Genomic DNA, 11,159 nt, shown 5'->3' on the forward strand with positions numbered 1-11,159 from the left:
CGCGATCAGCCGCGCCATACGCGGTCCACATTAGCCCGGAGAGGGGACGCGGACCGCGCGGAGCGGACATGCTCGCAGCGAACAGCTGCTCAGCCCTCGGTGCCGTGCAGCGGGAATCCGGCGATACCGCGCCACGCGAGCGAGGTCAGCAGGCCGACCGCCGTGTCCCGGGCGACCGGGCTCTCGCTCGACAGCCAGTACCGGGCCACCACCTGCGAGACCCCGCCCAGGCCCACGGCCAGCAGCATCGACTCGTCCTTCGACAGGCCCGTGTCCTCGGCGATGACGTCGGAGATGGCTTCCGCGCACTGGAGCGAGACCCGGTCGACGCGCTCGCGCACCGCCGGCTCGTTCGTCAGGTCGGACTCGAAGACGAGCCGGAAGGCGCCGCCCTCGTCCTCCACGTACGCGAAGTACGCGTCCATCGTGGCGGCCACGCGCAGCTTGTTGTCGGTCGTCGACGCGAGCGCGGTGCGCACGGCGAGCAGCAGGGCCTCGCAGTGCTGGTCCAGCAGCGCCAGGTAGAGGTCGAGCTTGCCGGGGAAGTGCTGGTACAGCACCGGCTTGCTCACTCCGGCCCGCTCGGCGATGTCGTCCATGGCCGCAGCGTGGTAACCCTGCGCGACGAAAACCTCCTGCGCCGCGCCCAGGAGCTGATTGCGCCGGGCTCGGCGCGGCAGTCGCGTGCCCCGCGGACGCGCTGCCTCGGTCTGCTCGATGGCTGTCACGCCGCCTCCCACTTTCTCTAAGAACACAGTGCCCCATGCGCCGCGCCGCCATCGTACTTTTCGGTAACCGAATCTGGTGGGTTCAGGCCGACTTTTCTCGCGGTACGGACCGGTCGGATGCGCTGGTCAGCGGTAGTCGTCGTCGTCCAGTGGCACCACCCGCGCCTGCTCGACCGCGTCGCCGTCGGTGGCCTCGCCGCGCTCCACACCGGTGACCCGGTCGTCGTCCTCCGACGGCCCCACCTCGGTCAGCTGCTCCGCGAGGTCCGCCTCCGGGGCCTCGGCGTCGATGGATTCGGGAAACGGCTCCCGGAAGGTATCCGGCTCCGCAGGGTCGACAGTCATACCACTCCCCTCGCTTCCTTCTTCACCTATGAGCCTAGGAGGATCGCGGATACCCCGCTATGCGGATCCGCATGCGTTTGTGACGGCGAACACAAGAAGTGGAGTGTGATCGTCTCGTAACATTGCCCGCATGTCTTCGACCGAGCTGCCCGGCGTACGGTCCACCGCCGAGCCGGCCTCCCTGGCGGGAGCCGTCCGAGTGGCCGACGGAGAGCAGCTGCGCACCGTCGCGCTGCCCGGGCTGGAACTGGCCGTCCGGGTGCGCCCGCCCGTGCGCACGGATCTGCCGCCCGCGCTGTTCGTCCACGGACTCGGCGGTTCCTCGCAGAACTGGTCGGATCTCATGACGCGGCTGGCGGACACCGTCGACGGCGAGGCCCTCGACCTGCCCGGCTTCGGCTGGTCCCCGCCGCCCGCCGACCGGGACTACTCCGTCACCGCGTTCGCCCGCGTGGTCATCCGGCACCTCGACGCCGCCGGGAGCGGACCGGTCCACCTGATCGGGAACTCCCTCGGCGGCGCCGTCTCCACCCGGGTCGCGGCCGTGCGGCCCGACCTCGTGCGCACGCTGACCCTGGTCTCGCCCGCCCTGCCCGAGCTGCGGGTGCAGCGGGCCGCCGTGCCGACCGCACTGCTCGCCGTACCCGGGATGGGCGCGATGCTGGGGCGGCTGGCGCAGGGGCTGACCGCCGAACAGCGCACCCGAGGAGTGACGGAGCTCTGCTACGGGGACCCCGCACGGGTGACACCGGAGGGCTTCCGTGACGCCGTGGAGGAGATGGAGCGGCGGATGGCCCTGCCGTACTTCTGGGAGTCCCTGAGCCGTTCCTCGCGCGGAATCGTCGACGCCTACACCCTCGGCGGGCAGCACGGGCTGTGGCGGCAGGCGCAGCGGGTGCTCGCGCCGACGCTGCTCGTCTACGGCGGCAGGGACCAGCTGGTCTCGTACCGTATGGCGCACAAGGCCGCCGCCGCCTTCCGGGGTTCGCGGCTGCTGTGTCTGCCCGAGGCCGGGCACGTGGCGATGATGGAATACCCGGAGGTGGTGGCCGCCGCCTTCCGCGAGCTGCTCCTGGACACCGAAGACGGCAGAGGCTGAGAACCGTGGGACGACATAGTCGTAAGGACCCCGCCCCTGCTCCCGCCCCTGCCCCGGCCAGACCGGCGCCGGTGTACGAGGAACCGGTGGCGTACGAGCAGCCGTTCCCGTACGAGGACCACTTCCCGTACGAGAACCCCTCGCCGTACGAGGGCACGGGCACCGTCCCGTACGAGGAACCGCACGCCCGGCGGTGGCCCCAGCCCACCGTCACCCACCAGGGGTACGTGCCCCAGGAGCGGCCCGTTCCCGGCGGCCACCCCGAGCAGCACGAGCCCGGCGGCGCCTGGGGCGCCTCGTCCGGCTCCGTGTACGGGGACTGGCGCGGTGTCCCGCGGGCCCGGAGCGCGACCGCCCTGCTCGACACCGGCACCCCGGCGTACGGCACCCCCGCCGCGGGCTTCCCGCAGGTCGACCTGACGGAGCCCGCGCCGATGCCCGTGCCGGCACCGATGCCCGCGTCGGCGCCCGAACCCGCCCCGGACCCCTTCACCTCCACCGGCTCGCACCGCCGCGTGCCCGGACCGCGCAAGCCGGCCGACGCCCCGGCGGAGCAGCCCGGTTCCGGCCCCGGCCCCGGCCGCAGCCGCAAGGTCCGCGCCTACACCGGCGCGGCCGCCGTGGCCGTCACCGCCGTCGTGGCCGTCGTCGTCGCGGGCCAGGTGCTGCAGCACGGCGAGACCGCCCAGCACGGCAAGCTCACCGCCGGCGGCGAGAGCCGGGCCGACGCCCCGACCTCCCGTTCCGACGGCCGCCCGACGCCGGACGCCCCCGCGGCCGCGCCCGCGGTGGAGCTGACGTTCGAGCAGAAGATGGCCCAGCAGCTGTCGATCGACGAGAAGCTCGCCGGTCCCGGCACCTTCGACACCGTGCCCGGTGTGGCCAAGGCCCCCGGCAAGGGCAAAGTCGTGCGCTACCGGGTCGACGTGGAGCAGGGCCTGGGCCTGGACCCGCAGCTGTTCGCCGAGGCCGTCCACCGCACCCTCAACGACGACCGGAGCTGGGGCCACGGCGGCGCGAAGACCTTCGAGCGGGTGCCGGGCGGTGAGGCCGACTTCGTGATCACCCTGGCCAGTCCCGGGACCACCGGGACGTGGTGCGCCAAATCCGGGCTGGACACCACCGTCGACAACGTCTCCTGCGACTCGGCGTCCACCGACCGGGTGATGATCAACGCGTTCCGCTGGGCCCAGGGCTCGGCCACGTACGGCCCGGACCAGATGTTCGCCTACCGCCAGATGCTCATCAACCACGAGGTCGGCCACCGGCTCGGACACGGCCACGTGAGCTGCCGGACTCCGGGCGCGCTCGCGCCGATCATGCAGCAGCAGACCAAGTCCCTCGACATCGACGGGATCCAGTGCAAGCCCAATCCCTGGGTTTTTCCCGGGAGTTGACCGGGCGCCGGCCGAACGCGCCGGACTTCGGACCTTCCGCCGACCGCCGTACGCCGCGGCGGGGGATCTTGATGTAGGGCACCCCCTTCCTAGCGTGCTCGAACGCGAACCGTACGGGAAAGTTACGACTCTTCACCCCTTCCGGTGGCGCGACGGACAACCGTCCGCCGCGCCTTCGGTATATCCGCTTGAGTTCTTCCGCGGCGGGTCGCCGGACCGACGACGACCGCCTGGAACGGGAGATCGGGGGTGCCACTCGTGCGGATCGGACTGCTCACGGAAGGTGGTTATCCGTATGCCACGGGAGAGGCGAGGCTGTGGTGCGACCGGCTCGTGCGCGGGCTCCCGCAGCACGAGTTCGAGCTCTACGCACTGAGCCGCAGCGCCGAGCAGGAACGCACCAGGGTCCCTCTGCCCGAGCACGTCACGCGCGTCCGGACCGCCCCGCTGTGGGCCCCGGCCGACGACGGGCGGGCGTACAGCCGGCGTGAGCGCCGGCGCTTCGCGGACTGCTTCCGCGATCTGGTCCACGGGATCTGCGCCGGCGAGGCACCGGCCTTCGAGGCCGGGCTCTACGGGCTCGCCGGGCTCGCCCGCGAGCAGGGCGGCCTGTACGCGGCGCTGCGCTCCGAGTCCGCGGTGCGGGCCGTGGAGTCCGCCTGCCGGGCACCGGGCGCGGGGCGCACCGTACAGGCGGCGCAGGTGCCGGACCTGCTGGAGTTCGTGGACGAACTGGAGCGCGTGCTCCGGCCGTTGTCCCTCGACTGGTACGAGGAGCCGGGCCATCTCGGCGCGGTCGACATCTGCCACGCGGCCGCGGGCGGCGTGGCGGCCCTCCCCGGGCTGCTGGCCAAACGCTTCTTCGGGGTCCCCCTGCTGGTCACCGAGTACGGCGTCCAGCTGCGGGCCCACTACCTCGACCAGAGCCAGGAGGCCCGGCCCGCCGTACGGGCCCTGCTCGCGGCCTTCCACATCCGGCTGGCCGGGGAGATCTACGCCCAGGCCGACCTCCTGACCCCCGGGAACGCGCACGCCCGGCGCTGGCAGGAGCGGTGCGGGGCGCCGCGGGACCGGCTGCGGACGGTCTATCCCGGGATGGAGGCGGACCGATTCGCCACCGTCGGGGAGGCCGTGGACTGCGGGGACCCGGAGACCCTGGTGTGGGTCGGCCGGATAGAGCCCGCCAAGGACCTCATCGCCCTGCTGCACGCCTTCGCGGAGGTCCGCAAGGCCGCGCCGCGGACCCGGCTGCGGATCTTCGCCACGGCCGTGGCTCCCGGCTACCTGGCCGACTGCCGGTCCCTGGCCGCGCAGTTGTTCCCCGACGAGGCGGCCGACGCCGTCACCGTCGGGGAGAACCCCGTCAGCTTCGAGGAGATCGGCGGACCCGAGGCGCCCTCCCCGGCCGAGGCCTACGGCGCCGGGCGCGTGGTCGTCCTGTCCTCGGTGATCGAGGGCTTCCCTATCACCCTGGCCGAGGCGATGTTCTGCGGCCGGGCCACCGTCTCCACCGACGTCGGCGCGGTCCGCGAGGTCATCGGCGGCACCGGGCTCGTCGTACCGCCGCGCAATCCGCGGGCCCTCGCCGACGCCTGCCTCTCGCTGCTCCGGGATCCCGAACGGGCGCAGCGGCTCGGGGCGGCCGCCCGGGCGCGGGCCCTGGAACTCTTCACCGTCGAGCAGAACGTGGCCGCCTTCCAGGAGATCTACCTGCGGCTGCTCGCCCGGGGATCCGCCCGGCCGGACGGGGAGATCCCCTTCGCCCGGCCCCCGGAGGCGCGCGTACCGGGGCACTGGACCAGCCCGACGTGGGCCGCGGCCCCGGCCGAAACCCAGACCTCGGAGGCCGCCGTATGACCACCGTCGACCCGCACGCCGTGGCGGGACACAGCGAGGGTGCGGCGCCGGCCGAAACCGCCGGGCGGCGAGGTGGCGGGGATCCCGTCAAGGCGCTCCTGCACCGCCACCGCGACCTGTGCGAACGGGCCGTGGACCCGCTGGAGATCGCCGCCGGGCTGGAAGCCCACGGCATCACCGACCGGACCGCCGCGCGCTTCCGCCACCGGGACGTGTTCTCGCTCGCCGAGGAGCTGTACGCCCGGACCCCGCACGCCGAGGCACCCGCCGCCGCGCTCACCCCCGCCCCGGCCGGGCCGTCGGCGCTCCGGGGTTTCGGCCTCGCGCTGCTGCCCGGGGCCGTCGCGTTCGGCGCAGCCGCCGCCGCGCCCGCCTGGGCCGGGCCGGCCTCCGTGGCCGCGGCCGTCGCCGCCCTGGTGTGGCCCGGGCGGGCCGCCGGGGGCCGCTTCCCGTACGCCGCGCACCTGCTCGCCGCCCTCGCCGTCGGCTGGGGCGCGTACCGGCACGGCGCCGCCCTCGCCGTGGGCCTCGCCCTGGCCGTCGCCCCCGCCCACCTCGCCGCCGCGGCGTTCGACGCCGCGGCCAGGGCCCGGCTCGCCGGGAGCCGCGCCCTGGAGGACTTCGCCGACCGGGCCCGGCCGCTGCTCCTCGCGGCCGTCGCCCTGTTCGCCGGGGCCGCCGCCGGAGCCGCCGCGCTCGCCGGAACACCGCTCACGTCGGCCGTGCCGCTCGCCGTACTGCTGTTCCTGACCAGGCTCCTGCTCCGGCACGGAGCCCACCGCGGACCCGTGGCCGCCGCCCTGGCGCTCGCCCTGGTCCCGGTCCCCGCGGCCGCCTCCGCCGCCGCGGCGGGTCTCCTCGTACACGCCGTCCTCGCGCTGTCCCGCGCATCCGCCCATGCGCGGCCCCATCCACCCACTCGCAAGGAGAAACAGAAGATGACCGGCCAGCCAACCGAACAAGGGGCCACGCGATGAGGGTGCTGCTGATCGGAGCCAACGGATACCTCGGCCGCTACGTCGCCGACCGACTGCTCGCCGACCCCGCCGTCCAGCTCACCGCGCTCGGCCGCGGCGACGACGCCGACGTCCGTTTCGACCTCGCCACCGGCAGCCCCGGCGCGCTCACCCGCTTCCTCGACGCCGTCCACCCCGGCGTCGTCATCAACTGCGCCGGCGCCACCCGCGGCGGAGCCCGGGAGCTGACCCGGCACAACACTGTCGCCGTGGCCACCATCTGCGAGTCGCTGCGCCGCAGCGGCTGCGGGGCCCGCCTGGTCCAGCTGGGCTGCGCCGCCGAGTACGGGCCCAGCCAGCCCGGATCGTCCACTGCCGAGGACGCCGTGCCGAGACCCGGCGGACCGTACGGAGTCAGCAAACTGGCCGCCACCGAGCTGGTGCTGGGCTCCGGACTGGACGCCGTCGTGTTGCGGGTCTTCTCGCCCGTCGGCCCCGGCACCCCCGCCGGATCCCCCCTCGGCCGCCTCGCGGAGGCCATGCGCCGCGCGATGCAGTCCGGGGACGGCGAGCTCAAGCTCAGCGGGCTCGGCGTGCAGCGCGACTTCGTGGACGTACGGGACGTGGCGCGGGCCGTGCACGCCGCCTCCCTCTCGGCCGCGCAGGGCGTCGTCAACATCGGCACCGGCCGCGCGGTCCGGCTGCGCGACGCGGCCGCCGTCCTGGCCCGGGTCGCCGGTTACGGGGGCGCCCTGCACGAGCTGGACGTACCGCACGGCGGGCCGCAGCAGTCGCACGGGCACCCCGGGCGGCCGGCCGGGCTCGCCGCCATCGGGTCCCCCCGGTCCGAGGCGACGGCCGATCAGCTCGCGGCGGCGGCCCCGCCGCCGTACCCGTACCCCGACGGCTGCGGGGCCTGGCAGCAGGCCGACGTCCGTACCGCCCGCGACCGGCTCGGCTGGCGGCCCCGGATCAACCTGGAGGAATCCCTCGCGGACATCTGGATGGAGGCGGCGTGCCGTATCTGACCACCCCGCCCGGCGCCCCCGCGGCCGCCGCTACCGAGGCCGGCCGGCTCGGCCTCGGCATCCCCGGCTACGCGCACCCGCTGCTCGCGCCCGTCGAGTGGGCCGAGCTGACCCGCCCCGGCACCCCGCTCCACTGGGCCGTTCTCAATGTCACCGACGGCCCGGGCGGGCGGCCCGACCCGCACTGCACGGAGGCGGCCGCGAAGCTGCGCGGCGCGGGCGGCATGATCCTCGGTCATCTCGCGATGCGGGACGGCGAACGGTCCTTCGGCGAGCTCGTCTCCGACGCCCACCGCTTCCGCGACTGGTACGGCGTCGGCGGTTTCTACCTCGCGCAGGCCCCGGCGGGCAAGGCGGAACTCGACTCGGTGCGCCGGGTCGCGGACACCCTGCGCGGACTCGGCGAGGACGTGCGGATCGTCCTCGGGCACGGCACGCACCCGTACGAGGGCTACGTGGAGGCCGCCGACCAGCTGGTGACCTTCTCCGGAACCTGGTCGGACTACCGCTGGTCGCAGGTGGCGGAGTGGACCGCGGACCACCCGGCGGAGCGGTTCTGCCACCTCGTCCACGGGGTGCCGCGCACGCACCTGGAGGAGGCGATGCGGATCGCCCGCTGGCAGGGCGCGGGCACGATCTGGTTCACGGACCGGCGCGGTGCGCGGGACCGTGATCCGTGGGCCTCGATGCCCGCGTACTGGGACGAAATCGTCTCGCGGATCGGGACGGGTGTCTTGGAATGAAGACGGGCGTGGCAGTGTTACGGAGAGAACCACCGTTAAGACGTAACCATCTACGGAGTCCCCGTGTCGCTGCCACCCCTGGTAGAGCCAGCTGCTGAGCTCACCGTTGACGAGGTCCGTCGGTACTCCCGCCACCTGATCATCCCGGATGTCGGGATGGACGGCCAGAAGCGCCTCAAGAACGCCAAGGTGCTGGCCGTGGGCGCGGGCGGCCTCGGCTCGCCCGCACTCATGTACCTGGCCGCGGCCGGTGTCGGCACGCTCGGCATCGTGGAGTTCGACGAGGTCGACGAGTCGAACCTGCAGCGCCAGATCATCCACAGCCAGGCGGACATCGGCCGTTCCAAGGCCGAGTCGGCCCGCGACAGCGTGCTGGGCATCAACCCGTACGTGAACGTGGTCCTTCACGAAGAGCGGCTCGAAGCCGAGAACGTGATGGAGATCTTCAGCCAGTACGACCTCATCGTCGACGGCACGGACAACTTCGCGACGCGTTACCTGGTCAACGACGCCTGCGTGCTGCTGAACAAGCCGTACGTGTGGGGTTCGATCTACCGCTTCGACGGCCAGGCCTCGGTCTTCTGGTCCGAGCACGGCCCGTGCTACCGCTGCCTCTACCCGGAGCCCCCGCCGCCGGGCATGGTCCCGAGCTGCGCCGAGGGCGGCGTGCTGGGCGTGCTCTGCGCGTCCATCGGATCGATCCAGGTCACCGAGGCCATCAAGGTCCTCACGGGCGTGGGCGAGCCGCTGGTCGGCCGCCTGATGATCTACGACGCCCTGGAGATGCAGTACCGCCAGGTCAAGGTCCGCAAGGACCCCGACTGCGCGGTCTGCGGTCCGAACGCGACCGTCACCGAACTCATCGACTACGAGGCCTTCTGCGGCGTCGTGTCGGAGGAGGCCCAGGAGGCGGCCGCCGGCTCGACGATCACTCCGACGCAGCTCAAGGAGTGGATCGACGCGGACGAGAAGATCGAGATCATCGACGTCCGTGAGAAGAACGAGTACGAGATCGTCTCGATCCCCGGCGCGAAGCTGATCCCCAAGGGTGAGTTCCTGATGGGCACCGCCCTCCAGGACCTGCCGCAGGACAAGCGCATCGTCTTGCACTGCAAGACGGGTGTCCGCAGTGCGGAAGTCCTCGCGGTCCTGAAGTCCGCCGGTTTCTCGGACGCGGTCCACGTCGGCGGCGGCGTGATCGGCTGGGTCCACCAGATCGAGCCCGACAAGCCGGTCTACTAGTCACGTAGCCACGCCCCGAAGGGGCCGCACCCGCGAGGTCCGGGGTGCGGCCCCTTCGGCGTGACCGGGGTGCGGGCGGCGGCCGACGGGTCAGACGGGGGCGGCCCCGGTCGGCGGCGGGGTGGGCGGGACGGCCGGGGTCGCGCTCGGGGTCGCGCCCGCGGTGCAGACGGTGCCGGCCGCGGGGGTCTTGCCCTCCAGCAGGTACGCGTTCACCGCGTCCTGCACGCACATGTCGCCGCTGTTGTACGCGCCGTGCCCCTGGCCCTTGTAGGTGAGCTCCACCCCGACGCCGGGGCCGAGCCGCTCGGCCATCTTGCGGGCGCCCTCGTACGGCGTGGCCGGGTCGCCGGTGTTGCCGATCACCAGGATCGGGGCGGCTCCCGGGGCGGAGACGTCCGGGGTCTCCCAGGCGCCCGCGACCGGCCAGTCGGTGCAGCCCATCATCGCCCAGCCGAGGAAGTTCCCGAAGACGGGCGAGGCCGAACGGAACGCCGCCAGCTTCGACTTGGTCTCTTCCAGGGTGTAACGGTCCTTGGAGTCGGCGCAGTTGATCGCGGTGTTGGCCGCGCCGATGTTGCTGTAGTGCCCTTGCTGGTCACGGCCGTTGAGCGCGTCGGACAGGGCCATGAGCAGCTGCCCCTGCCCGCCGTCCGCCTCGTCGAGCCCCTGCTCCAGCAGCGGCCACAGCTCCTTGGAGTACAGGGCCTGCGCGATGCCGTTGGTCGCCGCGCTCTCGGTCAGCATCCGGTCGCCGATGCCCGGGATGGGCTGCGCGGCGAGGTCCTTCTGGAGCTTGATGACGCCGTCCTCGATCTCCTTGGCCGTGCTGCCCGGGAGCCTGCACTCGTCGCCGCGGTCCACGCAGTCCTGCGCGAAGTTGTCGAGGGCGAGCTGGAATCCCTTCGCCTGGGCCAGCGCCCCCTCCTCGGAGTTCTTGGTCGGGTCCACGACCGCGTCGAAGACGGCCCGGCCGACGTTCTTCGGGAAGAGGTGGGCGTAGACCCCGCCGAGCTCGGTCCCGTAGGAGATCCCGAAGTAGTGCAGCTTGTCGTCGCCGAGGGCCTGGCGGATCCGGTCCATGTCGCGGGCGGCGTCGGACGTGCTGACATGGGGCAGGATCTTGGCGGAGTTCTTCTCGCAGGCCTGCTGGTATCCGCGGATGTTGTCGACGAAGGCCTTCTCCTCCTGCGGGGTGTCGGGGGAGGAGTCCTGCGCGTAGTACTCGTCCAGCTGCTGGTCGTCCTCACAGCGGACGGGGACGCTGCGGCCCACCCCGCGGGGGTCGAAACTGACCAGGTCGTAGCGGGAGCGCAGGGCCTCGTACTCCTTGGCGGCGCCGGGCAGGGTGGTGATGCCGGAGCCGCCGGGGCCGCCGAAGTTGAAGAGGAGCGACCCGATGCGGTTCTTCTGGTCGCGGGCCTTGGCGCGGATCAGGGCGATGGGGATGGTCTCGCCCTCGGGCTTCGCATAGTCGAGGGGCACATCGAGGGTGGCGCACTGCCAGTCCTTGGGCGGGACCTGGCCGCCGCCCTCCAACGGCGTGGGGGCCGGACAGTCGCCCCACTTGAGGGGCTTGGCCTGCTTGGTGCCGTCGGCCTTCGGCTCCTTCTCCTCGCTGTCGGAACAGCCGCCGGCCCCGGCCAGCACAACGGCGAGTGCGGCGGCCCCGGTAACCCGCAGAACGTTTCTCGACATGCCCCCATCCTCTGCGCCCTCCGCCACCCCCGCCCCCGCGCTGACCCATTCGGGGTCCGGGGTCCC

Annotated in this window: 10 protein-coding genes; 7 read left to right on the plus strand and 3 right to left on the minus strand. The window is 73.1% G+C overall.

Going from position 1 to position 11,159, the window contains the following annotated elements; genetic code table 11:
- Positions 1–89: 89 nt before the first annotated feature.
- Both OG429_RS25065 and OG429_RS25070 read right to left on the minus strand, forming a co-directional pair.
- Positions 90–728, minus strand: a complete 639-nt coding sequence (locus OG429_RS25065) for a TetR/AcrR family transcriptional regulator (RefSeq protein WP_266784876.1) — start codon at positions 726–728, stop codon at positions 90–92.
- A 126-nt stretch (positions 729–854) separates the two neighbouring features.
- Positions 855–1,073, minus strand: a complete 219-nt coding sequence (locus tag OG429_RS25070) for a hypothetical protein (protein WP_328927511.1) — start codon at positions 1,071–1,073, stop codon at positions 855–857.
- 130 nt (positions 1,074–1,203) lie between these two features.
- On the opposite strand from OG429_RS25070, the gene OG429_RS25075 reads away from it, so the two are divergent.
- The 7 genes from OG429_RS25075 (at position 1,204) to moeZ (ending at position 9,395) form a co-directional block, all read left to right on the plus strand.
- On the plus strand, positions 1,204–2,172 hold the full coding sequence (locus OG429_RS25075; protein ID WP_328927512.1) for an alpha/beta fold hydrolase: 969 nt from the start codon (positions 1,204–1,206) through the stop codon (positions 2,170–2,172).
- Between the two features lie 5 nt (positions 2,173–2,177).
- Positions 2,178–3,569: a DUF3152 domain-containing protein gene (locus OG429_RS25080; RefSeq protein ID WP_443051278.1), complete on the plus strand. Its 1,392-nt coding sequence runs from the start codon at positions 2,178–2,180 to the stop codon at positions 3,567–3,569.
- 258 nt (positions 3,570–3,827) lie between these two features.
- Positions 3,828–5,426 (plus strand): GT4 family glycosyltransferase PelF, encoded by a 1,599-nt coding sequence (pelF, locus tag OG429_RS25085; RefSeq protein WP_328927514.1) that lies wholly within the window; start codon positions 3,828–3,830, stop codon positions 5,424–5,426.
- The gene (locus OG429_RS25090; RefSeq protein WP_328927515.1) at positions 5,423–6,403 is read left to right on the plus strand and encodes a hypothetical protein; all 981 of its coding nucleotides are present in this window, start codon (positions 5,423–5,425) and stop codon (positions 6,401–6,403) included. The genes pelF and OG429_RS25090 overlap by 4 nt, the downstream gene beginning before the upstream one ends.
- On the plus strand, positions 6,400–7,410 hold the full coding sequence (locus tag OG429_RS25095) for an NAD-dependent epimerase/dehydratase (protein WP_328927516.1): 1,011 nt from the start codon (positions 6,400–6,402) through the stop codon (positions 7,408–7,410). Before OG429_RS25090 ends, OG429_RS25095 begins: the two co-directional genes overlap by 4 nt.
- Positions 7,398–8,153: a spherulation-specific family 4 protein gene (locus tag OG429_RS25100; RefSeq protein WP_328927517.1), complete on the plus strand. Its 756-nt coding sequence runs from the start codon at positions 7,398–7,400 to the stop codon at positions 8,151–8,153. Before OG429_RS25095 ends, OG429_RS25100 begins: the two co-directional genes overlap by 13 nt.
- Before the next feature lie 63 nt (positions 8,154–8,216).
- Positions 8,217–9,395, plus strand: a complete 1,179-nt coding sequence (gene moeZ / locus OG429_RS25105) for an adenylyltransferase/sulfurtransferase MoeZ (protein WP_328927518.1) — start codon at positions 8,217–8,219, stop codon at positions 9,393–9,395.
- A gap of 90 nt (positions 9,396–9,485) precedes the next feature.
- Here the strand turns inward: moeZ and OG429_RS25110 are convergent, their stop codons facing one another.
- Complete coding sequence (locus OG429_RS25110) at positions 9,486–11,093, minus strand: alpha/beta hydrolase (RefSeq protein WP_328927519.1); 1,608 nt, start codon at positions 11,091–11,093, stop codon at positions 9,486–9,488.
- Positions 11,094–11,159: the final 66 nt, after the last annotated feature.

The organism is Streptomyces sp. NBC_00190, from assembly GCF_036203305.1.
In the GTDB taxonomy this organism is placed as follows: domain Bacteria; phylum Actinomycetota; class Actinomycetes; order Streptomycetales; family Streptomycetaceae; genus Streptomyces.